Here is a 26,832-nt window from a genome sequence, read left to right as displayed (position 1 = left end):
GCTCGCTACAGCATTCGAGGCGCTGCGCCTTTTCTGTGACCTGACAGCAAGGTTTTCTGTCGCGGAAATGATTTCCGGGACCTGGCGACGGCGTGTTTCATTCCCGCCCGCACGAGCGGCCGGAAGGTGGCGGCGGAACCCGATCAGCCGCGCGATCGGAGCCGGCGCAGAACCCTGGTCAGGAGACCGGCCGCGCGGAATCGGCGGCAGGCACCGGGCGGGCAGAGCGCGCATTCGCTCCCGCCGCGATAGTGCGAATGGGCCTCGCGGAGGTGCCCGCAGCGGCAGCGATCGCGGCCTTCTGTGGGGTAACTGATGGTCGCCCTCCAGATATCCTGGTGTAACAGTCAGCATAGCCCCCTCACCAGACCGCGTTCACGACGCGAAGCACGACGGCGGCGATCAGCAGCACGGTGACCGCGATCCCCGCGTGGTCGAGCCGCCTCAGACGCGCGGATTTCGGGCCTGGCCGGCCGCCCTGGCCGCCCGCCGATCGCTCGGCAAGGACCGTGCGCACGCCCAGGAGCGCGGCGAACATGCCGCACAATGCGATGGTGAGGGCGACCAGCAGGGTGTCGGTCATTTCGGTTGCCTTTCGCCGGCGTGCGCGAGCAGTCGACTGCCGTCCTGGTCGAACACGACCCGATATTTGCCCGTGTAGAGAAGGTCGGCGACGAGCCGGTCGGTCCAGCCGGGCGCGAGGCCGTAGTAGATCCGGCCGTAGTTCTCCTGCGACGGCGTGACCACCAAGTAGTCCGGCGCGGTGTCGAGCACACAGGTGGCGACGCGGACGTAGCCCGGGCAAGTCCGCTCGATCGCGGACTGCGCGACGACGCCGATCTTGTCGAACCCGAGAGGCGTGGCGTCCGCGCTCAGCACGCTGACGGTCTGGCCGGTGCCCGCGAGGCGGTAGGCGTCGGCCACCGCCGCGACATCGGTGCGGGTATAGCTGAGGTAGGCGTCGCCGCCGCCTCGGGCGACGACCGTGCCGAGACCGAGCGCGGTCAGCACGACCCCGGCGACAATCGGCCCCGCCGTGCCGAATCGCGGTCGCATCGGGCCCGTCGTGCGCATCGCCCCGGGTCCGGCTGGCCGCGCGAGAAGCGCTTCGAGGCAGCCGCCGGCGAGGATGGCCGCGAACGGCAGCGCGAACAGGTAACAGCGGACGAAGACTTCTCCGCCGTACGACTGAAGAGCCGCGATCCCGAGCGGGGCGAGCGCGAGCAGCATGAGCGGAAGCGAGCGCAGGCCGCGCCGCCGGCGCCGCCACCAGCCGCCGAGCGCGAGCGTGCCCACCGCGCCGGTCAGGCACACCCGGAGGAACAGGATCACTGTGCGGCCGGCGTCGCCGGTGAACCGGGCCGTGATGCCCTGGTCCACCGACGAGCTCACCTGGCCGAAGTCGCCGATCACCATGTTCAGCTGCCCCTGCCAGAAATCCTTGGCCCCAAGGGAAAACCACACCAGCGCCGGGATCAGCACGAGCCACGGCAGCCAGGCGGGCCACAGCCGTCCGGTCGCCACCATGACGAGCAGCAGACCGGCCAGCAGGAACGGAGTCAGCTGATGCGAAGGGGCCAGCGCCAGCGCGAACAGCAGGACCAGCGCGTGCGCCGCCAGCCGTTCCCGGGGCGTGTTCGCCGGAGACCTCCTCCGGCGCGGGCCAGACCGTCCGGGGTACGCCAGCCCCGGCCGGACGAGATACCGCACGACCAGGCCCAGCGCGGCCAGCATGATGAGGTAGGTGGCGGCCTGCGGGGAGAGGTAGTCCTGTTCGGTCCACTCGGCGAGCAGGAAGATCCAGGTCGCCAGCCAAGCGGCTCGCCCGTTCCCGAGTACGGCGACCGCCAGCACGCGCACGCCGAGAACCGCTGCCGCGGCGAAGAACGCCGGTGCCCATTGCAGCAGGGGAGTGGCGTCCGGCGCGCCGCTCGCGTTGGTGATGAAAGCGATCAGGGAGAAGAAGCCGGGCCAGGAGAACCGCGCGTCGTAGCCCTGCAGGGGCTGTCCGTTTTCGGCTATGTAGCGCGCGAATCCCGTGTGCAGCCAGGACACCGTGAGGCGCGCCGTCTGTTCGCTCGCGGGCTGCAGGCCGTAAACGAGCAGCACGCCGAGGGCAGTGCACGAGGCGAGCACTCGCGGCCGCGGCCGGCGGCGGACGAGTTCGAGCACGACTGCGGCGACGAGCACGGGGTAGGAGAGAAGGAGCACCGGCGACAACGCGGTGATCAAACCGAGTCCGCCGAGCTGTGCGGGGACGATCGGGCGCAGCCCCGCGAGCCACAGCAGCCCGGCGGCGACGGCCAGCGACGGGCTTAGTGCGTCGCGCGGCCGGGTCGGCCGTCGGAGACGGGGAACCGGCACACGTGCGCGGGTTCCGGCCGCGGACGACCGAAACCCGGAATCGGCGGGGGCGAGTCTCGTCACTGGCGGGCCCCCGCCTTCCGGGGCGCGGTGAGCTGGCGCAGCAGTTCGAACAAAGTGGCGCCCGCGACGAGGATGAACGCGGCCATCGGCTGCCACCAGTGCAGCGCCATCATGACCTCTGCGAGCAGCAGCGTCCCGGACGTCCCGACGGCGACGGCGGTGAGCCACTGCAGCGCGCGCGTGGCCAGCCGCAAGTGCGTGACGATCGCCCAGCCGGGAGCGAAGAGCACGAAGGCAGTGTCCAGATAGAGCCGGGCGGCGCTGGTGAGCTGCCATGCGGTCAGCACGAGCACGACCGCGCTGAGTCCGGCCAGGACCCAGGCGATCGCGCGCCGCTCGTCGAGGTGCATCAGGACCGCCGGGTTCTCGCGGACCAGGCGCTGTGGGCGAGCGCGAACGGCCCGACGGCCAGTCCGGCGAGCTGGTCGGCCAGCAGTCGTCCGGCGCGCGGGCCGGAAGGTGCGGTGTCCGGCCTCGCCGCGAGCGCCCGGGCGGATACGGCACCGGCGACCAGCCACGCGTCCTGCGGATGCTGCAGCAGATGCCGGACGAACATGGCCGACAACCCGGCTCCGTAGGCGCGGAGCCGGGAGCGCAGGTCCGCCCATTCGGCGCCGTGTTCGTGCCAGGCGACCGCGTGCGGCGTGTACACGACGGTGCCGCCGGCGCGCGCCAGGCGCAGGAACAATTCGAGGTCCTCTCCGGCGCGGGTCGGCGTGCCCGGTCCGAGCAGCGGGTCGAACCCGCCGAGCCGGCTGAGCGCGGAGCGCCTCCAGAGCGCGCACCCGCCCGGGCCGAATCGGCCGGGTGCGAAGGCGTAGCGGGGATGCTCCGCGGCGAGATGCGGGCCGAACGCTGTGCGCTCCGCGCCGTGGCCGAAACCCTTGAGCTGCTCGAACTTCCGCTGCGCCGCGGTGTCCAAAGAGGCCGGGAGGACCAGGCTGGTCGCGCAGTCCACGCAGTCGTCCGCGAGCTCCGCGGCCAGGTTGGCCAGCCACCAGCGGTCGACCTCGATGTCGTCGTCCACGAATGCGACCAGCTCCCCGCGCGCGGACGCGAATCCGGTGTTGCGGGCCCGACTGACTCCGGGCGCCGGCTCGGCGACGTAGCGGACCCGGTGGTCGGCGGCGGCCAGGTCCGCCAGCCCGGCGGACTCGGCCGATCCCGGCCGGTTGTCCACCACGAGCACTTCGAGGTCCGGATATTCGGTGGCCAGCAACGATTTCACGCAGCGGCGCACCTGGTCGGCCCGGTCGGCGGTCGGGACGACGACACTGACCGCCGGGGTGCGGGCATGGCGGGCCGGCCGTCCCGGCGGGGTGCCGAGCCGCAGCCCGGCGGGGTCCAGCCGGCCCCCGGCGACCGGCAGGCGGAGCAGATCCAGCGTCCAGCGCCCGTCCCGCACCAGCACCTGTGCTTCGAGGACGCCGGGGTTCGCGGGCACCGGTCCGCGCCGGACGTCGAGTTCGATCACGGCTGTCGGTCCGGACGCCGGGCGACGCCGGGCGGACTCCCGAAGGTAGCCGCCGGCGGAAGCACCGAGGGCGGTGGCGATCGCGATGATCGCCTGGGCCGCCGGCACCGGTCCGCGCACGGCGCGCGCGAGTTCGCGGGCCACTGTGGCGGGGAGCACCCGCGTCACGTACCGGCGTTCGGTGGAGACCGCGTCGCCGACGCCGGTCATCCGGCTGACCGCCGCTTTCGACAGGCCTTCAGCCCAGCTTCGCCGGCGCAGGTACGACCAGGTGGTGCGTTCGGCGCCGACCTGGTGGGCCACAACGGAACGCGGTGCGAACAGGATTCGCGCTCCGGGCAGCTGCCGCCGGGCGCGGATGCAGAGTTCGGTTTCCTCGCATCCCAGCGGAACGGAGCCCTGCCTGCCCACGGCGGTCGAGAACCCGCCGATCTCGTCGAACACTTCGCGGCGGAAGGACATGCTGCAGCCCATGACGTTGCGGACCTCGGCGAGCGCGGCGGGCAGTCCGCGGTAGGTGCAGCCGACCACCCAGTCCAGGACGCCGTCGGCGGGAAGCCATCCCGGCCGACCGGAGCCCGGAGGCCACACCGGACGCGCGGCGCCGCCGACCGCGATCACGTCCGGGTCCGCGTACGGCGCGAGCAGCTGCGCCAGCCATCCTGGTTCGGCCGCCGCGTCGTCGTCCAGGAACGCGATGATGTCTCCGGCCGAGGCGGCGATTCCGGTGTTGCGGGCGCCTGAAAGCCCGCGAGGGCCGTCGTTGTCCACGACCCGGACGCCGGCCAGTTCGGCCCGCGCGAGCCGCGACAGCCCGACGTTGTGGTCGACGACCAGCACCACTTCCGCTGGCGCCGGGTCCTGCGCCGCCGCCGAGGCGAGCGCGGTGCGCAGGGACGGCCATCGCGCAGTCGTGTACGCGCACACGACGACCGAAGTCGGCAGGGCGCTCGCCTGGGTTCGCGCCATCAAGCCAGCTCCTGCGCCGCGAGGTCGGCAGGCCCGGGCAGTTCCGGTCTTTTCCGCCCTTGGTACCGGCGGTACTCCGCGATGATCGTGCGCAGGACCCGGGTGCCGTCGGCGAACGTGCGCAGGTTGGTCTCGCCGAAGATGCGCAGGCGTTCGAAACTCGGCACTTCCACTATCTTCAGGCCCGCGGCGACGACTCGGCAGCTGAGCACCGTCTCGATCTCGAAACCGTCGCCCCAGAGCGGTCTCGCGGAGCGGGGCGTCGTCGTGGAGGGAAGTTCCAGCTGCGGCACGACGTCCCGCCAGAGCGCGTTGTAGCCGTAGCACAGATCGCTGAAACCGGTGTCGTACAACCGGTTGGCGAACCGGTTCAGCAGGGAGTTGCCCGCTCGGCGCACCGCGGTGATGTCGTCGCTGCCGCCCGGGCGCAGGAACCGGGTGCCTTTGGCGAAATCGGCGCCGCGGGTCAGCGTTTCGACGAAGGCGGGGATCTCGGCCGGGTCGGCCGAACCGTCGGCGTCGAACATCACCAGGAGGTCGCCGGTGGCGGCCTCGAATCCGCACGCGAGCGCGTTCCCTTTGCCGGTCCGGGTTTGCGTCAGCGTGACGATCGAGGGCCGGAGGGCGCGGGCGACCTCGACGGTGTCGTCCACCGAATGCCCGTCCACCAGGACGATTTCGGCATTGTCCGGCAGCGCCGGGAGGACCACCTCGAGGTTGCGCGCTTCGTTGCGCGCGGGGATCACAATGCTGATCTTCGGATCCGCGCCACGTCCCATCGGATTCTCCCTCTCCCCGGCGTGTCCTGGTCCCGCTGTTTCCCCGACGGCCACCCGGATTCAACTTGACGTCTGGTTGTCGTACTCCGAATGGCGGACGTTACGGGGAAGAAAATGCGTTGGCAGGGTCGGCAGAAATTCACCACAGGCCAGGTTTGACCGCTGCGATGATCTTTTTCCTGTACAGCGCTGGGATACGGTCGAAACGGTCCTGAGTGGACCGTCCTCGAGGGAACGGCCTCCGGGCGGTGCCCGGACGGGCGCGGAACGTGTCCGGCGCGCGGCCGGTTTGCATTCCGCTTGCGTTATTCGAAGTTATGCTGCTGCAATCTTCGGACCTTTCGATCTTTGCCGCTTGCCGGGAAATCGCCGGTGGCTCGTGATTCGCATTCCATAGGGCGGGAGCGGATCGGTTTGGCCGGGCGGGATCTGCGCGGCCGCGGTCAGGTTCACCGCGAGCACTTCCCGGTCGCCGATGATCTCGGCCACCGTGTCGCCGTTCGCGTAGTTGATCGCCGTGTCGGTGTCCACATTGGCCGCGAGCCATGCCCACGGCCCGGCGAGCGGCAACGTCGCCGCGTCGCGGTCCGGGGCCGGAGTGGTCCACAGGGCGGCGGTAGGCACGTCGGCGGACGACTGCGGCTGCCACAGCAGCAGCCGCGACGCACCGCCCCGCAGGGCTTGGGCCACGGCGTCCACGGCCAGAGCGGCGAGCTGAGGGCTGTCGGCGGGCCAGCCGGGTCCGGCGGGCTGGGTCGGGTAGAACTCCGACCACCACACCGGGAGTCCGGTGCGCGCGCGGAGCCAGCTGCTCACGGTGTCGAACATCGCCGTGGCGCGGAAGGGATCCGTGGTCAGTCCCGCGTCCCTGGTCCCGCTCGACCCGTCGACGGCGAGGAAGTCGGCGCCGTGCTTGTGCGCGTTCCAGTAGTCGATCACGTCGAGCGCGCGCTGGTCCACGACGCCCCACGGGCCGGACAGCACCGACGGTGCGGGGCAACCGGCTGCCGACCAAGTGTCGAGGACGACGTAAGGCCCGCCGATCCGGGCGGCGGGACGGACTTTCTTCACCGCGTCGTAGACCGCGTTGTACAACTGGGTGTAGCCCTCGTAGTCCCAGCGGTTCCCGTCGGCGTTGTAGAGGCCCTTGAGCTCGCTCCAGACCTGGAAGTACTGCACCTGCGGGTATCGCGCGGCCGCGGCGGCGGCCAGCGCGGCGAAATCGCCGTAGTGCGCGGGGGTCGGTGCGGAGTCGAGCGTGGTCCAGTCGGTGCCGCCTGCGCGGCCGCCTTTCATCCAGTCCGGTGCGCCGGCGAGCGTGAGCACGGGGACGCCGTGCGTAGTGTCGATCAGCGCCATGCGCTGGTCCAGCGAGGACCAGTCGAACACGCCCGGCGCGGGTTCCGGATTGGTGACGCCCCAGCCCATCAGGTACTGGTTCTGCACCATCGGCCGGGCGCCGAGCGTCGCCGTCGCGGCCGTCATCTGCGCGGGCGGGTAGTCGTCCACGCTGTCTTGGGTGTGCGTCACGCCGACGACCGGCTCCGGGTCTGCGCCGGGGCCCGCCGGACCGCCGCATCCGGTGAGCGCCGCGGCCAGCAGGACCGCGACGGCCCAGCGAGGGTTCATCGAAGGAACCAGGGGACGGTCCGGGGTGTTCCGGCGGCCAGCGCCGCGGAGAGGGACCGGCCCTGCAGCCCGCGTTCGTCCAGACCGCTCAGCACTAGGCGGACCAGGTCGCCGCGGTCGAAGCGGGGCCGCGGTCCGTCGTCGGCACCGTCCTCCGGGCCCGCGTGGCCGTCGTGTGCGAGGAGGACGGCGCCGCGGCGCAACCCGCGCGCCGCCTGCGCGGCCAGAAGTTCGGCCGGCCGGTCGAGCCAGTCCCACGCGCACGGTCCCCAGAGCACGGGAGCCAAGCCCTGCCGGCGCACCGCACGCCAGACGGACGGGGTCTGCGCGCCGTAGGGCGGGCGGAACCAGAGGATCGGGATGCCGAGGAGGTCCTCGAGTTGCGCGGTGCCGGTCGCGAGCAGCGTCCGCACGGTGGCGGGCGGCAGTTTCGACAGCCGCCGGTGGTCCATTCCGTGCAGGCCGACCTCGTGTCCCGCGGCGAGCACTTCGCGGACCAGCCCGGGATGTCTGCGCACTCGGTCGACCAGGACGAAAAACGTCGCCGTGGCACCGTGGTCGGCCAATGCGGACAGCACCCGGTCGGTACCGCCGGGTTCCGGCCCGTCGTCGAAGGTGAGCACTACTTCCGGCGCGTGCGTGCGCACTGCGGCGAGGGAGCCGATCGGACGGGTCGCCGGGCCGGCGAGGGCGAGGGCGCGGCGGCGCATCGCCGCGAGCGCGCCGCCTGCCTCGGGCAGGCGTGCGGCGGAGGCCGCCGTCGCGCGTTCAGCGTTGCCAGACATCGGCAATCGGCGTCCGGTCGGCGGCTTGGCCCAGTGCGGGCAGGCCGTACAGGGCTTCAAGGGTGCGCAGCAGCCGGTAATGGTCCACCGGCTCCGGGTAGTTGCCCGGGCGGACCATCGGCCCGCTCATGGTCAACGGGATCGCGTTCGTGGCGGAGGAGTCTTCGGCCTCGTCGAACGTCACGACGAGGAGGCTGTTGTGCGTCACGGCCCAGTCGGTGAAACCGCTCAGGTTCGCGCGCAGCCACGCGTCCGCCGTCGCGGTGTCGCAGTCGTGCAAGTTGTGGCACATGTCCGGGATGACGAACGAGACGGTCGGCAGCTTCGCGTAGTCGGGGCCGAAGTCGGTGAACGGCCGGTTCGCCGAGGCCGGGACTGTGGTGAAGCCCGTCCACGGTGCGTGCCAGCGCACGTAGCCGCCGGACTGGCAGCCGGTGAAGCCGGGAGCCGGCAGGGCTTCGGCGAACGCGGCGAAAGTGCGTCCCGCGCCGGCGAGTTCGCGGCCTAGATTGGGTCCGGTGAAGGTGTGCGGGCACGAGTCGTCGGCGATGCCTTGGGTGTCCCCGGAGAACAGCGCGAGGTAGTTCGGCTGGCTCGGGTGTGCGATCGCGGTGGCGGCGGTGAACCGTGCGCCCGCGGCGGCGAGCTGGTTCAGGTAGGCGGCCCGGGGGTCGCCGGAAATCTGCTCGGCTCCGTGATTTTCCAGCACGACCACCACGACGTGGTCCGGCCGGGGCAGCGCTTCCGGAGCCCGGGACGTGCTCGCGGGCGGCGGGGCGACCGATGCGGGCGGCGTCGCACAGGCCGCCGCGGCCAGCACCGTCGCGGCCAGCAACGCCGAGTGCGCTCGCCGGCCGATCGTCATGCGGGCTCCCCTTCCGTGTTCGACGTCCGGCGCCAACGCCGCCACGCCGTCGCGGCGGCCGCGGCCATCAAGCACTGCACGACAAGGAATCCCAGTCCGACGAGATCCATTCGGGCAATCGGGACGACGGCGACCACACCGATCACCCCCAGAGCGCTGCCGGCCTCCAACGCGGCGACCAGCCTGCCGCGCGCGTGCGCGATGCCCGCCGCGACCACGAGCGTGACCACCAGCCGTGGCAGGCAGCCGAGCAGGACCAGCCGCAGCAGCCAGGTGCCCTGGTCGGCGTAATCCCGGCCGAACACCGACAGCAGCGGATGCGCGAGCACGGCCGCGAGCACGAGCGCCGGAACGAACACCGCCGCGAGGCGGCGGGCGCCGACGGCGAACAGTTCGCGGGTGCGGTGCGGTTCGTGCGCGATCCGGACGATCACCGACTGAGCGAAACTGATCGCGGCGTAGTCGACGGAATTCCCGGCCATCCACACCAGGAAGAAGACCGCGCCCGCCGTCGGCCCGAACCGCCCGATCACCAGCAGGGGCACCAGGTCGGTCAGGGAACCCGAGGCCACCTTCGCCGGATAGGTGGGCACCAGCAGCCGCAGGACCTCGCGACGGTCGGGCAGGACCGGCGCGCGCGTTTCGGGCGCAGGCTCCCGGGTCAGCATCCGGTACAGCAGCACCGAGACGACAGCCACCCCGGCGACCGCGGGCGCGATCCAGGACAGCAGGATCCCGGTCGCGCCGAAGGCGGGACCGGCGAGCACGAGCACGCCCACACGGGCGAGGCCGATGGCGGCGTTCTCGTACGGGACCCAGCGGGCGCGGCCGAGCGAGACCAGGACCGAGTCCTGGAACTGGAACAGCGCCCAGGCGACGGCGGCGAACAGGAATGCCGCGGTGCCGAACCGGGGGAGGCTTTCGGAGATCTCGTCGCCGGTCGGGAGCAGGAGCACCGCCCAGGCCGCCGCCAGCGAGCCGAGAAGGACGAGCCCGTAGCACCGCGCGATCAAGGTGGTCCGCAGTCTCCCGGCGCGCGGCGCCCAGCGCATCAGCGCGGCGCCGAGCCCGAGATCGCCGAGTCCGGCCACGAGGAGGAACCCGGACACGAACGCCGACGCGTGCCCGACCTCTTCCTGCGGCAGCAGGCGGGCGGCCACGACCCACGCCGCGACGCCGACCAGTGCTGTCAGCGTCGCGCCGGCGACAAGGGACACGCCGTCGCGGACCATGGTCTGCTCGGAGCTGCGCTGGGCCCGGTGGCCCGCCCGGGTGCTGGCCGCGATCACGGCGCCTCCCGCCGGAGCACTTGAAGGACCGCGAAGACGTTGCGGCGCAACCAGATCGGGTTGGCGCTGTAGCGCGCCGACTTGGCGAGGTTGGCGGCGACGAGGTGCAGCCACCCGAGCAAGACGAACGTGCGCACGGGCACCGGATCGCCGCCGAGCGTGCTCCGGTCGCGCAGCGTGGCCGCGTCCTCCGGCTCAGTCTTCAGCAAGGAGCAGACCACTGCGCCGAGTTCGCGTCCGCTGGCGGTGGCGTCGACGGCCAGTACGAGGCTCGCCACGTCGATCGCGACGAGGCCGGCGCTGAGGGCCTGGCCCCAGTCGACGATCCCGGTGACCCGGCCGTCGGCGTCGGTCAGCACGTTGTCCGGGCTGTAGTCGCCGTGGACCCATCCGACGGGCAGGCGCCGGCCGCGCAACCCCTCCGACAATTCGGCGACGAGCAGGTCGAGCGTCGTCACCACGCGGGCGGGCAGGTGCGCGCACACCAGCTCTGCCGGGCTGAGCACATGCTGGCGCAGCAGGTCGTCGTCCACGCGCGTCAGTTCCGCAGTGCGCACGTGCAGTTCGCTGAGCACAGCGAGCGCGGCGGCAGCGAACCGCCGCCGGCCGTGCGGGGTGGCGACGGCCTCGCGGCCGTCTCGCCCGGGCAGCAACTGCTGCAGGCTGAAGGACGCGCCCAGGGCGTCTCCCGCGTCCAGCAGCGCCGGGACGAGGTGCGACCAGCCGGACAGCCGCGGATCGGCTCGGAGCTCAGCGAGAGCGTGCGCCTCGTGACGCAGTGCTGTCCGCCCGCCTTCGGTGTCAGCGGCTTTGAGCAGTGCGGCACAACGGTTTCCCGGCCCGACGGGTGCCACGGCCGAATCCGATCGGCCGTGCAGGCGACCTTGGACCCGCCAGCCGCGCAGGCCGAGCGCGGCCGGGCTGATCCGGCGCAGCAGAAAACGGCCGTGCGCGCCGGCGAACGGGCCGGAGATCGGACGCGGGACCCGGTTCGACCGCAAGCACAACACCGCTGCCGCGACGACAGATTGCCCGGTCAGCAACGCCAGTCCGATTCCCTCGACCCCGAGAAGCGGCATCAGCGCCAGCGCCGTCGCCAGCACGAGCACGGACAATGTCGCGAGCAAACCGGCCACCACACCGACCCGGCGCAGCACCCGAGCTTCGCTGACCGCGGCGGCGACGATCACGTTGGGGACCGCCGAGACCGCCGTCAGCGCGAGCACCCAGCGACCGGATTCGGCGTAGCCCGGCCCGAGCAGGCGCAGTACCCACGGGCCGATCGCCACGAGTACGACGACGGCCGGCACGAGCAGGATCAACGACCTCCGTTCGACCCCTCGCCGGGCGGCGCCGACGTCGCCGACATCGGCTGCCGTATGGGCGACCATGGATTGCCCCATCGCGGCCGGGACGAGATAGAGCGCGTATGCGATCGTCCAGGCCATCGCGAAAACCGCCGTCGCGCGCGCGCCGAGCGTGCCGAGCACGAACACCGGGAGCAGCTGGGTGCAGCCGAGCCAGCACACCGCGCCGACGAAGTCACCGCCGAGATAGCCGGCGAGTGCCCGCAGCGAGAATCGGTCGACCGGCGCCCCGGCGCGCTGATGCGCCGGAATCGCGCGCAGGAACAGGTATCCGGTCGTCGCCAGCACGGCTGCCGCGGTGGCGGCCATCCACGACACCGTGATCCCGCCGGAGGGCAGGCTCGTCGCGAGACCGGCCAGCAAGCCGAGCTTGAGGACCGAGAACACCAGGTTCTCGACCGGCACCACGCGGGCCCGCCCCACCGCGGTCAGCACGCCGTCCTGCATCACGAAGATCGCCCAGACCGCGCAGGACGCCGCGGTGCCGGCAACGGCAGCGGGTCCGTGCAGCAGGCCGGCGAGTTCCGGAGCCCACCAGTCTGCGCCGAGCGCGAAGACCAGCCCGGCCAAGCCGGCGAGCCCGCCGCCGGCGAGGTAGGCGAAGGCGACCATCCGGCGCGCCCGCGGCCCGGCCACCGGAACGAACCGGATCAGCACGTTCATCAGGTTCAGCTGCGCCACCCCGGCCAGGAACATGATCGCGGCGATCAGCGCGGAGTTGCGGCCGAGCACGGCCTCGTCGTACCCGCGGGCCGCCACGATCCAGAACAGCAGGCCGATGCCCGAGGTCAGCGCCGAGCTCACCACCAGCGCGTAACCATGGCCGTAAAGGACTCGCCGCGGCCGCGGGCCGGCCGCCACGGCACGTTCCGCAGTGGTCATCGGAGCCGCACGCCCTCGCGCGCCAGGCAACGGGCGACCGCCATCGGCAGTCCGGGCGCGCCCGCGTTGGACGCGTCGAGGAGGGTGAGCAGGGTTCGGGTGCGCTTGCTCTGCGCGGGCGGGCGGCACGCGTCGCACGTGCCCGGACGGTGCCCGAGCACCAGCCCCACCGCTTCGGCGACCGCAGCGCCGTAGTGGCGACGGAGCAGGCGAACTTCGGATGCGCGCACTTGCGCGTCGGCGTTGCGGGGAGCGTAGGCGGTTTTCGCGGCACGCAGCATCGGCAGATCCGTTGCCGTGTCGCCGATCGCGAACGTCACGGCGTCCGCGCCCAGCCTCGCGGCCAGCTCTGTCATCGCGGTGCCTTTGTCGACGTCCGCGGAGACGAAATCGGTCTGGCCGTCGCCCTCGATCACGCGGACGTGCGCGGCGAACTCGCCAAGGTCGGTCAGCAGGCGATCCACTGTCTCGTGGCGAAGCGAGCGGCTGGGCTGGCCGCGGTAGGCGCGGACCACCAGCTGGTAGTCCTCGTCCACCACCGCCTCGGGATGGGCCGCCAGCAGCTGGCGTACGCGGCTCAGCGCCTCCTTGCCGGCGACCGGCACCAGCTCGTGCACGACGCCGTCGTGCACGACGGCCGAGCCGTACTCGGCGACTCCGCCCGCCAGTCCATAGGACGCGCATCGTTCGCGGACCTCGTCCGCGCTCCGGCCGGTGGCCAGGATCGGCCGGTATCCGTGGACTTGCAGCGCGCGCAGGGCGAGCACGGCCGTCGGGGTGGCCATCGGGAATCCGAGCGCGTCGGATTCCAGGACGCCGTCGATGTCGAACGCGCAGACTTCCCCAGCGGGGGTAGGCCGCACGGCGGGCCGCAGCACCTCGGCGAGGTAGCGCTGGACCGCCCGCGCTCCGGCCCGGTGCGTCGCGCGCCCTTCCCGCTCGCGGTCCCAGAGATGCACCAGCTCGTAGAGCAGGAACCGCTCCGGATCGCACGGCAATTCCCGGCGCAGCGCGGCCGCGAACGCCGGGTCGGCGCTTCCCGGGTCGATCCCGGCCAGGTCGTACACCGGGTCGTAGCAGGCCAGGTCCGTGTTGGCGAAATCCCGGACGTCGGCATCGGTTTTCCGCAGACCGGCCGGGCCGCGGAACCAGTGCTCCAGGCCGGTGGCGCCGTCGACCACGGACGGGGCGGGGACCGTGCACAGCCTGCGCACCGCGCGGTCGAGCAGCACCGGCCGCAGCGCCACGCCGGCGCGTCCGTAGTTGCGTTGCAGCACTCGGCTCGCCGCTTCCCAGACCGGCTGCCGTCCGGCCAGCCCCGCGGCGCGGTCGGCGGCGGCCGGCATCGCGGCCGCGCGGGCGCGGACGTATCCGGCGAGCTGCGTCGCGTCGCCGAGATCTGCTTCCCCGAGCCGCCGGTCGTCCGGCAGCCAGTCGCGGAAGACGATGCCGTCGCTGACGCCGTAGGTGCACGGCAGGTGACCAGGCACCGCCTGGGCGACGGCCAGGGCGTGCCGCCCGAAGAATCCCAGCCCGGCGCCCGTCGCCGTGATGCGACGCAGTCCGCCGTCGGGAAAGGCGACGTCGAACACCGCGTGCGCGTGCTCGCGTCCCTGGGAGAGCATGCCGGGCAGCCGTTTGACGGCGCGCACGGGCCTGCCGAGCAGCGCGGAGAACGACTCGACGACCGCCTCGGTTTCCAGCCGCGCGTGCACCGCCCAATCGCGGTAGGGGAGAGTGACCGCGTCGTAGCCGGCCAGCGCGGCCGGCGGCGCGTCGGCGAACAACGGGAGCAGCAAGGTGATCGCGTCCGCTCCGACCCCTGCCCGGCGCACCGCGTCCGCGACCTCGGCGATCGACTGCCCGGTCTCCGGCGGATCGTCGACCACCGCGACGCGGCCGCCGCGCCGCACGGCCAAGCGCAGCAGCGCGTGGAGCGGCGGGCGCAGCCGGTACCCCGGTCGGACGGTTTCTGCGTGCACGTCGCGATAACCGTCGGCGCGCAGCGCGGCGCCGACAAGCGGGGCCAGGTAGCTGCCGGACGTGCGGACCCCGAGGACGACCACGGGCCGATCGCGTTCCGGATGGCGCAGCCGCAGCCGCTTCGCGAGGGCTGTGAGATCTGCTGGCTCCTGGTCGAAACTGCGGAAACACGACGGGATTCGCAGCACCGCGGCGGCGAGGTCGCGGTCGAGCGACGGGATCGACCCGCGCAGCCGCGTCGCGGCGGCCAGCCAATCACCAGGTACGGCTCGCGCGTCGGGGGAGACGACCCGCAGGGCGGCCGCGTCGCGCAGTTCTGCCGCGGCGGCCAGCCAGCGGAGTGCCTGACGCTCGCCCGCTCGCAACGATTTCGCGGCTTCGCCCGCGGTGGCGGCTCCGCCGAGGAGGCGCGCTGCCAGGCCCGCGGAGGTGTGCTCGCGAAGGTATCCGGCGGCGCGCCGGAGCCCGAAGGCGTCCCGCTGAAGATGGTCTTCCACGACTTGCACGGCGGCGGCAGCCAACAGGTAAGTGTCGAGTACGTCGCGCACGGCGATCCGGTCGACGAGCCGGTGCGCGATTTCGGTGAGGTCGCACAGCAGATCGGCGACGACGAGCCGGTCACCGTCGGAGATCGGTTTATCGCTGTGCGAATGCGTCATCGAAGATCCGTTCCGCTGGCCGTTCCAAGCTCGTATTGAGAGAACTCGCCGATGCGTGGCCCGCCGTTACATCGAAAGCGATTTCGAAATGTCGCGACCGCGGTGTAACTATCTAGCCGAACCGGACGAAGTACGAGGTATGCGACCCGCCGGCGACGGAGCCGGGGGACGAGGAGCGAACGGGGCCGCGATGCATTGGCTGCCAGCAACGAGTCTGCGGGACGCGAAAGTCTGCGCAACGCCCGCGGGCGCCTTCGTGAAAATGATCAGCCCGGCGCCGCGCGCGGAGTGGAAAGCGATCTTGCGCAGTGATCCGTTCGCTTTCGAAAGCCAATCACCGGAATGGGCTGACGCAATGTGTGAAGCTCACGGGCTGCGCGACGCGAGCAGATTGTATGAAACGGACAACGGGCGGCAAATGGTATTGCCGATGCTGCGCGGAGGCCGCGCGGCGGGCCTCGTCCGGGCGGAGCGGTCGAACCCGCCCGCGTGCGGGTTCGGCGGCTTGGTCGCGCCGGGCGGCGCGCGCCCGGACGAGGTGAACGCCGTGCTCGAAGACCTCGCGGCGCGCAGGCTGCCGGTTCAGTCGGTGGTCCCGGGTCCGTTGGAGGCGGGCGGATGGCAGGACGCGCAGCACCCGCGCGCGCTCGTGCGCCCGCACCACGTCCACCTTCTCGATCTGGCCGGAGGCTGGGACGAGGTGTGGGAGAACCGGTTCACGAAGAACAGCAGGCGCGGGGTCCGGGTGTCCGAACGCCGGGGAGTCACGGTGGAATGCGGCACCGGCGGCGAGCTGCTGCCGGAGTTCTACGCGCTGATGGAACGAGCGGTGCTGAGGTGGGCGCGCAGGCAGCACGAGCCGGCGTGGCTCGCGCGGGCCCGGCTGCACCGGCGTGACCCGCGCGAGAAGTTCGAGGCGATCGGCCGCCTTTTCGGGGACCGCTTCCAGGTGTGGCTCGCGTGGGCCGAGGGCCGCCCCGCGGCCGGCTGCCTGGTCGTGCGCGGCGGCAACGCGCACGACTTCCGGGCGGCCATGGACGAAGGGCTGAAGCAGTATCGGGCCACTGATCTGGTGCAGGCGCACGCGATCCGGGACGCGTGCCGGGCCGGCTGCCGGTACTACTACCTCGGCGAATCCGGGACGGGCACGCTCGGACAGTTCAAGGAGCGCTTCGGCGCGCGTCCGCTGGTGCTGCGGGAGTTCCGTTTCGAGCGGTTGCCGGTCACCCGGGCCGAACAGGGAGTGAAGAGCGTGGTGAAGAAGGTGATCGGCTTCCGCGATTGACGGCTTCCGGTCCTGGCTTCCCGGCGCGACAGCGGCACGCTGCTGCCGCTTCGAGGGCCGCGAGCAATTCTTTCCGAGCGGGAGCAGGCGAGGAGGGGCGATGGCGAGCGGGCGATTCACGGCGGATCGGGCCGGGGCTTGGCCTGCCGCGCTCCGGGCGGTCCGGCCGGGACTGCCTCGTATCGCCCTCGCCGGGCGATCCTGTGCGCCTGCGGGGAACTCGTTCACCCGAGAGCGGCGAGGAGGTCGTTGAGCGCTGCTTTCTCGGTCGTGGGATCGGGATTGGCGGCGCGCAGCTGGCGAAGGACCGTGTCGATCTTGCCGTCGACTGTGGCCCAGGCGGCGGGATTCTTCGGCTTGAGGCGGGCTTCCGCGGTGTCCCAGCCAGTTTCGAGGTCGTCGACGCGACTGGTCGCTCCCGCTTGGTCGCCTCGGGCGAGCTTGGCGAGGGTGTCCTGCGTGACGGTCGTGAACTGGGACAGATCGCCGAGCGGCGGCTGGCGGACCGGGCGGTTCGCGTTCGTCCCGGTCTGCGGGGCAGCGGCCGGGGTGTCGTCCCGCAGGGCGGACGTCCGCATCGAGTATCCGATCACCGATGCGACGAGGACGACGCCGACGGCGGCGACCGTTTGCCAGAGCCCGCCCCGGGAAGCGCGAGGCTCGGCCGGGTTCCGCGGGGTCACGTCGATTTTCGAGACCGCGAGATAACCGACGACCGCGACGATGCCGAGCGTGAAGATCAGGCTCGTCACGGTGGTGCCGAGCCCCAATCCGCCGTTCTCGGGGCTCTGCGAGAGGTAGTCGCCGATGGACGCGCCGAGCGGGCGGGTCAGGACGTAGATGAACCAGAACGCCAGCACCGGGTGCAGACCGAGCCGCCAGGCGATCGCGAGCACGGCGATGAGTCCCGCGACGATCGCCCCGGTCGGCAGGTAGCCGAGCCCGAGCACCTCGGCCATGAGGTCGCCGGTCGCGGTGCCGAGCGCGAAAGTGAAGAGGATCGCGAGCCAGTAGAACGCTTCGCGGCGCCGAGTGGTGACGTCGTGGATCGACAACGTCCGTTCCGAGCCGTACCACACGAGGAACGTGGCACCCAGCAGGATGCCGAAGACGATCGTGCTGGTCTCCAGCGGCACGCCCGCGGCGTCGGTGAGGTTGTCCGTGACGAGCGTGCCGAACACGCTGATGAGCGCGACCGTCAGCCAGTACGGAACCGGACGGTAGCGGCTGGTGCGGAACTGGACGACGAGCGCGATCGCCAGTGCCACGCCGGTGGCGACGGACACCCCGGTCAGGCCGAGGCCGAGGTTCACGTTGAGGAAGTCCGCGGCGGACTCGCCCACGGTCGTGCAGAGGATCTTGACGATCCAGAAGAAGACCGTGACTTCGGGAACCTTGTTGAGCAGCGCGCGATTCCCCGCGAGCGTGCTGGGTGCGGTCATGGCTGTTGCGGTCCGTTCGCAGCTGGGGCAAGGAAACGGCGATTGCGCGGCCTCGGCCGCGTGATCATCCGCCGACGCGTCAGACGCTAGGGGTGCGGAGGTGACGAGCCGGCTCGGCGAGGGTTAGGCCGCGGCAAACCTTGTCCACGTGCGGGTGACGAGAGCGACAGCGCGGTCCGGCGGCTGTTCGCCTGCCAGTGCGTTGGCGGTGCCTCGTCGGAACAGCGCGCAGCCGATCCTCCACCGTGGACTGGCCGAGACGGTCGACGGCTTTGCTGCGGCGCGTGCACGCCCCGCCTGGGCGTTCGCGACCGGAGGAGCCGCGGGGACGTCGGCGGAGGTCCTCAGGCGGCGTGGTCAGGGGCGGCCCGTGACGGTGTACCGGTGCGCCGGTCTCCCCGCGCTGCCGTATTCGAGTTCGAGGTTAAGGAACCCTCGGCGGTGCAGTTCGCTGAGGTGGCGCTGCGCGGTGGGGCGGCTGATGCCGAGGGCGGCGGCGAGCGCGCCGGCGGCCAGCGGTCGGCCGGCGTCCTGGATCGTGTGCAGTACGTTGCGCATCGTCGGGGGAAGGGCGGCGGAACTCGCGGATCCGGTGGATCCGCGGAGGATGGAGTAGAGGGAGTCCACTGTGGCCTGATCGACCTCGCCGGTGCCGGACGCCCGGTCGCGCCACTGCCGGTATGCCTCGAGTTGTTCGCGCAGCTGCGCGAAACCGAAGGGTTTCACCAAATAGTAGGCGGCGCCGAGGTGCATCGCGGCGCGCACGGTGTCGAGGTCTCGCGACGCGGTGATCACGATGCAGCCCGGCGGTGCGGTCGTCGCGTGCAGGTCGCGCAGCAGAGTGAGCCCGTCGTCGTCGGGCAGGTAGATGTCGAGCAGCAGCAGGTCCGGCTGGACGTTCGCGACGCACGCGCGTGCCTCTCCGGCGGTGTGGGCCTTGCCGACACAGCTGAATCCCGGCACGCGGTCGACGCTCGCGGCGTGGATGGCCGCGACGCGGTAGTCGTCGTCGATGACGAGAGTCCGGATGGTCATGCGTACTCCACCGGTTCCGGCCGGACGTTTGCCGGGGTGCTCGGCAGCAGGACGTCGAATCGCGCGCCGTGTCCACTGTGGACCGTGACCGAGCCGCCGGACCTCCGAACCAGGCGGTAGACAAGGGCGAGGCCGAGACCGCGGCGCATGCCAGGGCGCGGGGATTTGGTGGTGTAGCCGTCGGTGAAGATCTCCTGCAGCGCTTCGTCGGGAATTCCGGGGCCGCTGTCGGCGACCACCACGCGCACGTCGGTGCCGATCCGGTCGACGAGCACGTCGACTCTGCGCTCGCCCTGGCGTCCGGCCACGGCGTCCACGGCGTTGTCGATGAGGTTGCCCAGGACGGTCACCAGCGGGCCGGGGCCGGTCGTGCCGAGGTCGAGCCGGGAGTCTGGGTCCACCTCGAGCCGCACGTCGCGTTCGGCGGCGATGGCCACCTTCGCGGAGAGGAGTGCGGCGAGTTCGGGAGGGGAGAAGCGGGCCCGCAGATCGGTCGCGTGTGCGGCCGGCCCGTGGGCGATCTCGGTCAGATAGCGCCCGGCCTCGTCGATCTCCCCGAGCCCGAGGAGCCCGGAGAGCACATGCAGCCGGTTGGCGAATTCGTGTTCCTGTGCCCGCAGCGCGGTCGTCAGCCCGGTGACGGCCTGCAGTTCGCGCACGAGGCCCTCCAGTTCGGTGCGATCCCGCAGCGTGATCACGGAGCCGGCGTCCTGTCCGGAAAGGACGACCGGCATTTTGTTGACCACCAGCAGGAATTCGCCGGTGAGCACGACCTCGTCGTCCGCGGCCGGCGCGGCGAGCAGGTCGCGGAGGCGGCCGGGCGGGACCAGTTCGGCGACGGCGCGGCCGCGGGCGGAGGACGGGAGGGCGAGCAGCCGGCGGGCTTCGTCGTTGATCACTTCGATGCGTCCGTGCCGGTCGAGGCCGACCATGCCCTCGCGGATGCCGTGCAGCATCGCTTCGCGTTCTTGCAGCAGTGCCGCGATCTCGGAGACTTCCAGGCCGAAAGCGGCGCGCTTGATCCGGCGGGCGAGCAGCCAGGAGGCGGCCACGCCGATGGCGAGCGCCAGCCCGGAGTACAGCAGGACCCACGGAATGTCGGCCACCAGTTCGCTGGTGACTTGTACCTCGAGGATGCCGACGGACACCTGACCGACGACGGTGCCGTCCGAACCGCGGATCGGGGCGCGGCCGTTGGCCGATCGGCCGAGGCTCCCGTTGTCGATGCCGAGGTGGTCCCGGCCGTCGAGAGCGACGACCGGTTCCTCGATGCGCTGGCCGATGAGCGCGGTGTTGGGGTGGGAATAGCGGAGTCCGGACCGGTCGGTGACCACGACGTACGACGCTCCGCTGGCCCGGCGGATCTGCTCGGCCGCGGCTTGGACGGCGTGCTCGGGGTCGTGGCGCACCAGCGCGTCGCGGATGGCAGGCATTTGCGCGGCGGTGTTCGCGATGCCGAGTGCGCGCTGGCCGTACTGCACTGCGCGTCGAGGGTCTGTCCGGTCAGCTTGACGTAGAGCAGGGCGCCGGCCGCGACGGTGGCGAGCAGGATGCCCAGCACGGCGACCAGGATCTGTGAGGCGAGGGGATGTGACCGCCACATGACCGCTCCGCTTTGCCACTCGTCACAGGGGCGTTTCGCATGACACCACGAGACGGGGCGGATGCCAAGAAGGGGCGGGCGGAACGCCCGGATAGTCCGGTCCACTGTGAACTTTACGAGCAAAAACCGCGGAAAGCGCACCATTCGCTGGTATCGCACTGAACATTCCGCCGCGGCCTCGCGGCTTTCTAGCCTCCTCGGACGGAAACGGCCACCCGAGCGAGAGGAAGCCACCGTGCACGCACCCAGACCGGGACCGCCGGCCATCGCCCTGCGGGAAGTGACGAAGCGGTTCGCCACGGAAGGACCGCGGTCCTACACCGCCTTGCGCGATCTGGACATCGAGGTGGCGCCGGGCGAATTCTGCGCCGTGGTCGGCCCCACCGGCTGCGGCAAATCCACCACCCTGACCCTCGTCGCAGGGCTGGAGCAGCCGTCGGCCGGCGCGGTCCAGGTGCACGGGGAGGACGTTTCCGGGATCACGCCCGGCGTCGGCTTCATGTTCCAGACCGACGCCATTCTCCCGTGGAAGACCGTGCTGGACAACGTGTCCGCGGGCCCCGGTTTCGCGGGACGCCCAAACGGACCGCGATCGCCGACGCGCGGGACTGGATCCGCCGGGTCGGGCTGAGCGGGTTCGAGGACCGGTACCCGCACCAGCTCTCCGGCGGGATGCGCAAGCGCGTGGCGCTGGCGCAGAACCTCATCAACGAACCGCGGATCCTGCTCATGGACGAGCCGTTCAGCGCGCTGGATGTGCAAACGCGGGCGAAGATGTCCGACGAACTCCTCGCGCTGTGGGAGCTCACCCGCCCGGCTGTGGTGTTCGTGACCCACGACCTGGAGGAAGCGATCGCCCTCGCGGACAAGGTGGTCGTGCTGACCGCGGGCCCGGCGGCGACCGTCAAGGCCACGTTCGCGATCGACCTGCCCCGTCCGCGCGTCGTCCAGGAGATCCGGTTCGACGCCCGGTTCGTGGACCTCTATCAGCGCATCTGGGACGCGTTGCGGTCCGAGGTCGACCGGGCTTATGCGCAGACGACCCTGGTCGGCGGGAGGGAGGAGCCGTGACCGCGGAGGTGGAATCCCCGCCGAACCCGGCGCCGGCGGCGGACGCCCCGGCGCGCCGGTCCCGCGGCCGGGGCCGCGGCGTCCTGGTCCACGCGACGCAGGCGGCCGTCCTTCTGGCGGTGCTGGGCGGCTGGCAGGTCCTCGTGCAAGGCGACCAGCACGCGATCGTGCTCTACGGGCTGCCTTCGGGCATCTGGGACCGGCTGCGGTCGTGGGTTACGGAGGGAACCGCGATCGGCTCGCTCGGCAGCCAGATCTGGACCACGCTCGAAGAAGCCCTGATCGGCTTCGCCATCGGCACCGCGGCAGGCATCGTGTGCGGCATCGCACTGGGCCGGATCCGGTTCCTGTCCGACGTGTTCGGCCCGTTCATCAAGGTGCTCAACGCGATCCCGCGGATCGTCCTCGGCTCGGTCTTCGTGCTCGCGTTCGGGCTCGGGCTGGAATCGAAGATTCTGCTGGTGATCGTGCTGGTGTTCTTCGGCGTCTTCTTCAACGCCTTCCAGGGCACCAGGGAGGTCGACCGCACATTTATCGCGAACGCGAGCATCCTCGGCGCCTCGCGCTGGCAGGTGACCCGCCAGGTGGTGCTGCCCTCCGCGTTCACCTGGATCATCGCCAGCCTGCACGTGAGTTTCGGATTCGCGCTGATCGGCGCGATCGTCGGGGAATTCCTCGGCGGCTACGCGGGTCTCGGCGTGCTCATCAAGAACGCGCAGGGCACCTTCGACGCCAGCGGCGTCTGGGCGTCGATGGTGATCATGGGCGTCGTCGCCCTGATCGCCGAGTGGCTGATCACCCGGCTCGAGCGCCGCCTGCTGCGGTGGCGCCCCGCGCAGCTGACCGGCCCGGAGCTGTGACTTCCCCGTTTTCCCCTTACGAACAAAGGAGATCCCCGTGTCCGCGAAGAAATTGGCGGTCGTGCTCGCGGCGGCGCTGCTCGCGCTCGCCGGCTGCGCCTCGACCGCGAGCCAGAACGCCGGCACCAGCTCCACCGGCGGCACCGGGACGCCGGTGAGCATCATGGTCGGCGGCCTGAACAAGCAGATCTACCTGCCGTTCATGCTCGCCCAGCGGCTCGGCTACTACCAGAAGCAGGGCCTCAACGTGACCTTGCAGGACGAAGGAGCCGGGGTCGACGCGACGACGAACATGGTCGCGGGCAAGGTCGACGGCGTCGGCGGGTTCTACGACCACACGATCGCGATGCAGGGGCTCGGGCAGTCCCTGGAATCCGTGGTGTCGATGCTGAGCACCCCGGGCGAGGTCGAGCTGTGCCGTCCGGAGGTGCGAGACCAGATCCATTCGCCCGCGGACTGGGCCGGGCGCAACCTCGGGGTCACCGATCTCGGGTCGTCGACCGACTTCCTCACCCAGTACCTCGCGCAGAAGAACGGAGTCGACCCCGCCAAGATCCACCGCGTCGGGGTGCAGGCCGGGGCCACCTTGATCGGCGCCTCGCAGCACGGCAACGTCGACTGCGCGATGACCACCGAGCCGACCGTGTCGACCGCACTGGCCCAGGGCGCGGCCTACGTCCTGCTGGACATGCGCACCGCGGCGAGTACGAAACAGCAGCTCGGCGGCCAATACCCGGCGACCTCGCTGTACATGACCACGAGCTACGTCAACAGCCACGCGGACGTGGTGCAGAAACTCGTCAATGCCTATGTCGAGACCCTGAAGTGGATCCAGGGCCACAACGGCGCGCAGGTCGCCGACGTGATGCCCGCCGACTACTACGCCGGTTCCGGCAAAGCCGCCTACGCCAAGGCATTCGACAACGAGAAGGGCATCTACAACCCGACCGGGATCATGCCGCCGGACGGCCCGAAGACCAACCTCACGGTGCTGCAGGCGTTCAACCCGGACGTGAAGGGCAAGAAGATCGACCTCGCCGGCACCTACACCGACAAGTTCGTCACCGCCGTCCGCTGACCGGAGACGTCGTGGCGGGCGCGCCGCCGTCCGTCACGACGCCGGCGATCGGAGAGCGGCAGCGAAGAAATCGCGTTGATCGGAGCGAAGGTAGCGGTCGGCTGCGCCCAGGGTGCGGGGAAGCAGCTTCGCGGGGCCGGATCCGGGCAGGTCGGGACGATAGCTGTTGAACGTGACCATCGGCGAGTGGATGTCGAGTTCCATGCCCTGCCGGATGCCCGCTTCGGTCATCGCCACGGCGAGCGTGCGCAGGGTGAGGCCGTCGCCGGCGACGTAGACCAGATTGCCTTCCCGATCGGTCCCGAGGCCGGAGCGCCAGGTGTACTGCAATTGGTTCTTGGCGCTGCCCCACCGGCCGGACGAGTTGTCCTCGAGACCGGGGACCGGGCGGCCGCGCTCGACCACCAGATCGAGGTTCTGCCGTACGGCCACGAGGCGCGGGTTCATCGACGCGTCCTGCCCCCAGCGGGCGATCGACACGCGCCCGGCGTCGTCGATGAGCGCGGACGCCCGGCCGTCCCGCAGCGGAGCGACCGTGGCGCCGCCGAGATAGACGCCGCCGTTGCAGTCCTTGAGCTTGAAACCGGAGTTGAAGACGGCGACCAGCGAGTCGCGCAGCGAAGCGGGAACTGCTGTCGGGCCCGGCCCCTTCTGGTCTTTGGTGCCCGCGAACAGGCTGGTGCGCACGAGGTTCTGGTCCAGCCAGGCGACGCCTGCCACGACTCCCGCATGGCGGTCGTCGGGCTGGACGAAGGTGGTGTACTCGGCGATGTGATTCCCGCTGCGCGCGCCGGCGACCCAGACCCCTTCTCCCGCCGGGGCGCCTGCGCGCGGCGCGATGGCGGCCGGGCGCGGTCCGGACGCGGGCGCGGCGGTGACGGCTCGCGTGGGCAGATCGGCAGGCGACGGCGCCGAGCCGGCGGGCGGATGGCGGGTGTACCACCAGTTCTCGGCGGCGTTGACGACCCCGCCGAGCCCGATGTCGCGCAGCCAATCGACCGTGCGGACCGCGAAACTGGCGTCGCCGGGATAGCCGAGCGCAGTCGCGTAGCTGCCGATCGGGTACGCCAGCAACGCCGCGAGCACGAGGCAGACGGTGCGGCGTCGCCTGCGGGGTCGCCGCCGGACGGGCGAGGGTGGCGGCGGAATGGCTGCCATGACCCGACGTTAGGTTCGCGGCGGTGTGCGGCAGAGCATCGGCAAATTAGCTGACGGGAAAACCCCCGCTCCCGCGACGTTCGCGTGCGGAAGGCGCCAGGCGGCGGTTATTGTCCGGTTAACGGACGGCAAGAAACGAATCAATCGGAAGCCGGAATGGCGACCCCGATAAACTCCGGTGCATGGCCGAGGTTCTGCTCGTGGAGGACGACCGGGCGATCGGGGAAATGCTGCGCGCCAGTCTGGTGCGGCACGGTCACGGCGTAGTCTGGGTCACCGACGGCCGTGCTGGCCTTCGGGCCGGTGCGGAACAGCGCTGGGACTTGGCTCTGCTGGATCTCGGGCTTCCCGATCTCGACGGCACCGAGGTGTGCCGGGAGCTTCGTGCGCAGCACCCGGGGGCGGTGATCGTGGTCCTGACCGCTCGCGGCCAGGAGATGGACGTCGTCGTCGGGCTCGAGGCGGGGGCGGACGACTACCTGGTGAAGCCGGTCCCGCTGGGCGAGCTGCATGCGCGGCTGCGCGCCCATTTGCGGCGGGGCGCGGCGGTCCGCGCGCCTTCCGACATCACGCTCGGGCGGCTGCGCATCGATTCGTCCGCGCGCCGGGTCACGGTGGAGGGGACCGAGGTCGCCTTGCGGGCGAAGGAGTTCGAGCTTCTGCTGCGCCTCGCGATCGATGCCGGGCACGCGGTCAGCCGCGAGTCCTTGATGTCGGATGTGTGGGACGCGCACTGGTTCGGCTCCACCAAAACTCTCGACGTGCACATCGCCGCGCTGCGCCGCAAGCTCGCCGATGCCGGCGGCCGCCGCGGAATGCCGGACATCGTCACTTTGCGCGGGCACGGCTACCGGCTCGAAGCGCCGGCGGACTGACCGCGTGCGGCGCCGGATCGTGCTCAGCACCCTGCTCGCCGCGCTCGTGGCGATCTGTTTGTTCGGGGTGCCGCTCGGGGTGGCGGCGTTCCGGTACTTCGCGACGTCGGAACGGGCCGAACTGGAGCGGGTCGCCGAGGCGTACGCGCTGGATGTGTCCGCGGACGTCCTGCGGAACCGGACGCCGGACGGTCCGTCGGCAGACGAAGACCTCGGCGCCGTCGCGGTCTACCGCTCCTCGGGCATGCTGCTGACGGGGAACGGCCCCGCGTCGCTGGGCATGACGGCGCGGGACGTCCGGCCCGGCGAGGTCCGCGCGGCCGACGATCCGGAGAACCTCGTCGTGATCGTTCCGATCAGCGAGGACGGAAAGGTCGCCGGGCTGGTCAGGGCGGCGACCTCGCGCACCGAGGTGTCCCAGCACAACCTGGTCGCGTGGGCGAGCATGGCGGGTCTCGCGGTCGTGGCGTTCCTGTCGGCCTACTTGGTGGCCCGCCGCCAGAGCCGCCGGCTGGCGCTGCCGTTGGAACGGTTGTCGGAGACCGCCGCGCGTCTCGGCGACGGCGACCTGACGACCCGCGCCGGACGATCCGGCATCCCGGAGATCGATTCGGTCGCGGAATCGCTGGACTCGACCGCGGCCCGGCTGGACGACCTGCTCGCCCGCGAGCGCGCTTTCACCGCCGATGCTTCCCATCAGCTCCGCACGCCGCTGGCCGGGATGCGGTTGCGGATGGAGCTCGCCCTGGAGAACCCCGGCAGCGATCTGCGCGAGACGGTGGAGACGGGGCTCGAATCCCTGAGCCGGCTCGAGCGGACGGTGACCGATCTGCTGGCGTTGGCCCGGGACGTCCCGCCGGTCCGCGGCGCCGCGACGGCGAACGCCGAGCTGGCCGAGGTCGAGCGGGAGTGGCGGCCGGTCCTCGCCCGGCTCGGGCGGGAGTTCACGGTCATCGTCGAGCCGGAGATCGCCGAGAGCAGGTTCTCCGGCTCGGTGCTGCGTCAGATCCTGTCCGTGTTGCTGGACAACGCTGTCCGCCACGGAGGCGGTGCCGTGACGGTCGTGGCACGGGACGCGGGCGGGGCGCTCGCGGTCGACGTCGGCGACGAGGGACCCGGCATTCCGGACGGAGCGGATGTGTTCGCAAGGCGTGCGCCCGGTGCGCGGGGTACTGGTATCGGACTGGCGCTGGCGCGCCGGCTGGCGGAGGCGGAAGGCGGCAGGCTCCGTGTCAACCGGCCGAAACCGGCGGTGTTCACCCTGCTCCTTCCCGTGCAGAGCTGAACCGGACCGCCCGCAGAGCCTTGAGGGAGAGG

Annotated in this window: 22 protein-coding genes; 7 read left to right on the top strand and 15 right to left on the bottom strand. The window is 71.4% G+C overall.

Annotated elements, in window-relative coordinates; genetic code table 11:
- Positions 1–361: 361 nt before the first annotated feature.
- The 11 genes from ACZ7SW_RS09650 to ACZ7SW_RS09600 form a co-directional block, all read right to left on the bottom strand.
- Positions 362–583, bottom strand: a complete 222-nt coding sequence (locus ACZ7SW_RS09650) for a hypothetical protein (protein WP_470229973.1) — start codon at positions 581–583, stop codon at positions 362–364.
- Positions 580–2,364: a hypothetical protein gene (locus ACZ7SW_RS09645; RefSeq protein WP_470229972.1), complete on the bottom strand. Its 1,785-nt coding sequence runs from the start codon at positions 2,362–2,364 to the stop codon at positions 580–582. The genes ACZ7SW_RS09650 and ACZ7SW_RS09645 overlap by 4 nt, the downstream gene beginning before the upstream one ends.
- 59 nt (positions 2,365–2,423) lie before the next feature.
- Positions 2,424–2,777 carry a hypothetical protein gene (locus tag ACZ7SW_RS09640; RefSeq protein WP_470229971.1) on the bottom strand — a complete coding sequence of 118 codons (354 nt, stop codon included), beginning with the start codon at positions 2,775–2,777 and terminating at the stop codon, positions 2,424–2,426.
- Positions 2,777–4,870 (bottom strand): glycosyltransferase family 2 protein, encoded by a 2,094-nt coding sequence (locus tag ACZ7SW_RS09635; protein WP_470229970.1) that lies wholly within the window; start codon positions 4,868–4,870, stop codon positions 2,777–2,779. Before ACZ7SW_RS09635 ends, ACZ7SW_RS09640 begins: the two co-directional genes overlap by 1 nt.
- Positions 4,870–5,649: a glycosyltransferase family 2 protein gene (locus ACZ7SW_RS09630; RefSeq protein WP_470229969.1), complete on the bottom strand. Its 780-nt coding sequence runs from the start codon at positions 5,647–5,649 to the stop codon at positions 4,870–4,872. Before ACZ7SW_RS09630 ends, ACZ7SW_RS09635 begins: the two co-directional genes overlap by 1 nt.
- Positions 5,650–5,964: 315 nt before the next feature.
- Positions 5,965–7,278, bottom strand: coding sequence for a hypothetical protein (locus ACZ7SW_RS09625; protein WP_470229968.1), 1,314 nt, complete (start codon positions 7,276–7,278; stop codon positions 5,965–5,967).
- Positions 7,275–8,063, bottom strand: coding sequence for a polysaccharide deacetylase family protein (locus ACZ7SW_RS09620; protein ID WP_470229967.1), 789 nt, complete (start codon positions 8,061–8,063; stop codon positions 7,275–7,277). Before ACZ7SW_RS09620 ends, ACZ7SW_RS09625 begins: the two co-directional genes overlap by 4 nt.
- On the bottom strand, positions 8,047–8,928 hold the full coding sequence (locus ACZ7SW_RS09615; protein WP_470229966.1) for an alkaline phosphatase family protein: 882 nt from the start codon (positions 8,926–8,928) through the stop codon (positions 8,047–8,049). The genes ACZ7SW_RS09620 and ACZ7SW_RS09615 overlap by 17 nt, the downstream gene beginning before the upstream one ends.
- The gene (locus tag ACZ7SW_RS09610) at positions 8,925–10,217 is read right to left on the bottom strand and encodes a polysaccharide biosynthesis protein (RefSeq protein WP_470229965.1); all 1,293 of its coding nucleotides are present in this window, start codon (positions 10,215–10,217) and stop codon (positions 8,925–8,927) included. Before ACZ7SW_RS09610 ends, ACZ7SW_RS09615 begins: the two co-directional genes overlap by 4 nt.
- Entirely contained in the window at positions 10,214–12,466 is a 2,253-nt protein-coding gene (locus ACZ7SW_RS09605; protein WP_470229964.1) for a phosphotransferase, read from the bottom strand. Before ACZ7SW_RS09605 ends, ACZ7SW_RS09610 begins: the two co-directional genes overlap by 4 nt.
- The gene (locus ACZ7SW_RS09600) at positions 12,463–15,108 is read right to left on the bottom strand and encodes an HAD hydrolase family protein (protein WP_470229963.1); all 2,646 of its coding nucleotides are present in this window, start codon (positions 15,106–15,108) and stop codon (positions 12,463–12,465) included. The genes ACZ7SW_RS09605 and ACZ7SW_RS09600 overlap by 4 nt, the downstream gene beginning before the upstream one ends.
- A gap of 430 nt (positions 15,109–15,538) precedes the next feature.
- Between ACZ7SW_RS09600 and ACZ7SW_RS09595 the strand changes: the two genes are divergently transcribed.
- A complete protein-coding gene (locus tag ACZ7SW_RS09595) occupies positions 15,539–16,393 on the top strand; it encodes a GNAT family N-acetyltransferase (RefSeq protein WP_470229962.1) in 855 nt (284 codons plus the stop codon).
- A gap of 224 nt (positions 16,394–16,617) precedes the next feature.
- On the opposite strand, the gene ACZ7SW_RS09590 is transcribed toward ACZ7SW_RS09595, so the two are convergent.
- The 3 genes from ACZ7SW_RS09590 to ACZ7SW_RS09580 form a co-directional block, all read right to left on the bottom strand.
- Positions 16,618–17,835, bottom strand: coding sequence for a COG4705 family protein (locus ACZ7SW_RS09590; protein WP_470229961.1), 1,218 nt, complete (start codon positions 17,833–17,835; stop codon positions 16,618–16,620).
- A 357-nt stretch (positions 17,836–18,192) separates the two neighbouring features.
- On the bottom strand, positions 18,193–18,870 hold the full coding sequence (locus ACZ7SW_RS09585; protein ID WP_470229960.1) for a response regulator: 678 nt from the start codon (positions 18,868–18,870) through the stop codon (positions 18,193–18,195).
- On the bottom strand, positions 18,867–20,351 hold the full coding sequence (locus ACZ7SW_RS09580) for an ATP-binding protein (RefSeq protein WP_470229959.1): 1,485 nt from the start codon (positions 20,349–20,351) through the stop codon (positions 18,867–18,869). Before ACZ7SW_RS09580 ends, ACZ7SW_RS09585 begins: the two co-directional genes overlap by 4 nt.
- Before the next feature lie 357 nt (positions 20,352–20,708).
- Here ACZ7SW_RS09580 and ACZ7SW_RS09575 point away from each other — a divergent pair, with 357 nt between their 5' ends.
- The 4 genes from ACZ7SW_RS09575 to ACZ7SW_RS09560 are packed head-to-tail and all read left to right on the top strand — an operon-like array spanning position 20,709 to position 23,482.
- Entirely contained in the window at positions 20,709–21,104 is a 396-nt protein-coding gene (locus ACZ7SW_RS09575; protein ID WP_470229958.1) for an ATP-binding cassette domain-containing protein, read from the top strand.
- Entirely contained in the window at positions 20,999–21,544 is a 546-nt protein-coding gene (locus tag ACZ7SW_RS09570) for an ABC transporter ATP-binding protein (protein WP_470229957.1), read from the top strand. The genes ACZ7SW_RS09575 and ACZ7SW_RS09570 overlap by 106 nt, the downstream gene beginning before the upstream one ends.
- A complete protein-coding gene (locus tag ACZ7SW_RS09565) occupies positions 21,541–22,404 on the top strand; it encodes an ABC transporter permease (RefSeq protein ID WP_470229956.1) in 864 nt (287 codons plus the stop codon). Before ACZ7SW_RS09570 ends, ACZ7SW_RS09565 begins: the two co-directional genes overlap by 4 nt.
- A 37-nt stretch (positions 22,405–22,441) precedes the next feature.
- Complete coding sequence (locus ACZ7SW_RS09560) at positions 22,442–23,482, top strand: ABC transporter substrate-binding protein (RefSeq protein WP_470229955.1); 1,041 nt, start codon at positions 22,442–22,444, stop codon at positions 23,480–23,482.
- 33 nt (positions 23,483–23,515) lie between these two features.
- Here the strand turns inward: ACZ7SW_RS09560 and ACZ7SW_RS09555 are convergent, their stop codons facing one another.
- The gene (locus ACZ7SW_RS09555; RefSeq protein WP_470229954.1) at positions 23,516–24,640 is read right to left on the bottom strand and encodes a phosphodiester glycosidase family protein; all 1,125 of its coding nucleotides are present in this window, start codon (positions 24,638–24,640) and stop codon (positions 23,516–23,518) included.
- A 182-nt stretch (positions 24,641–24,822) separates the two neighbouring features.
- Here ACZ7SW_RS09555 and ACZ7SW_RS09550 point away from each other — a divergent pair, with 182 nt between their 5' ends.
- Both ACZ7SW_RS09550 and ACZ7SW_RS09545 read left to right on the top strand, forming a co-directional pair.
- Positions 24,823–25,515, top strand: coding sequence for a response regulator transcription factor (locus ACZ7SW_RS09550; protein ID WP_470229953.1), 693 nt, complete (start codon positions 24,823–24,825; stop codon positions 25,513–25,515).
- A gap of 4 nt (positions 25,516–25,519) precedes the next feature.
- The gene (locus ACZ7SW_RS09545) at positions 25,520–26,800 is read left to right on the top strand and encodes a sensor histidine kinase (RefSeq protein WP_470229952.1); all 1,281 of its coding nucleotides are present in this window, start codon (positions 25,520–25,522) and stop codon (positions 26,798–26,800) included.
- Positions 26,801–26,832 lie beyond the last annotated feature (32 nt).

This window comes from Amycolatopsis sp. NPDC114484 (genome assembly GCF_055633755.1).
This window is presented reverse-complemented; position numbering and strand designations above follow the sequence as displayed.

Excerpts from the sequence above, each read along its gene's own strand:
- ACZ7SW_RS09555 (WP_470229954.1), bottom strand. The coding sequence starts at position 24,640 with ATGGCAGCCATTCCGCCGCCACCCTCGCCCGTCCGGCGGCGACCCCGC.
- ACZ7SW_RS09550 (WP_470229953.1), top strand. The coding sequence starts at position 24,823 with ATGGCCGAGGTTCTGCTCGTGGAGGACGACCGGGCGATCGGGGAAATG.
- ACZ7SW_RS09615 (WP_470229966.1), bottom strand. The coding sequence starts at position 8,928 with ATGACGATCGGCCGGCGAGCGCACTCGGCGTTGCTGGCCGCGACGGTG.
- ACZ7SW_RS09600 (WP_470229963.1), bottom strand. The coding sequence starts at position 15,108 with ATGACGCATTCGCACAGCGATAAACCGATCTCCGACGGTGACCGGCTC.
- ACZ7SW_RS09590 (WP_470229961.1), bottom strand. The coding sequence starts at position 17,835 with ATGACCGCACCCAGCACGCTCGCGGGGAATCGCGCGCTGCTCAACAAG.
- ACZ7SW_RS09635 (WP_470229970.1), bottom strand. The coding sequence starts at position 4,870 with ATGGCGCGAACCCAGGCGAGCGCCCTGCCGACTTCGGTCGTCGTGTGC.
- ACZ7SW_RS09620 (WP_470229967.1), bottom strand. The coding sequence starts at position 8,063 with ATGTCTGGCAACGCTGAACGCGCGACGGCGGCCTCCGCCGCACGCCTG.
- ACZ7SW_RS09605 (WP_470229964.1), bottom strand. The coding sequence starts at position 12,466 with ATGACCACTGCGGAACGTGCCGTGGCGGCCGGCCCGCGGCCGCGGCGA.
- ACZ7SW_RS09595 (WP_470229962.1), top strand. The coding sequence starts at position 15,539 with ATGCTGCGCGGAGGCCGCGCGGCGGGCCTCGTCCGGGCGGAGCGGTCG.
- ACZ7SW_RS09585 (WP_470229960.1), bottom strand. The coding sequence starts at position 18,870 with ATGACCATCCGGACTCTCGTCATCGACGACGACTACCGCGTCGCGGCC.
- ACZ7SW_RS09630 (WP_470229969.1), bottom strand. The coding sequence starts at position 5,649 with ATGGGACGTGGCGCGGATCCGAAGATCAGCATTGTGATCCCCGCGCGC.
- ACZ7SW_RS09640 (WP_470229971.1), bottom strand. The coding sequence starts at position 2,777 with ATGCACCTCGACGAGCGGCGCGCGATCGCCTGGGTCCTGGCCGGACTC.
- ACZ7SW_RS09650 (WP_470229973.1), bottom strand. The coding sequence starts at position 583 with ATGACCGACACCCTGCTGGTCGCCCTCACCATCGCATTGTGCGGCATG.
- ACZ7SW_RS09625 (WP_470229968.1), bottom strand. The coding sequence starts at position 7,278 with ATGAACCCTCGCTGGGCCGTCGCGGTCCTGCTGGCCGCGGCGCTCACC.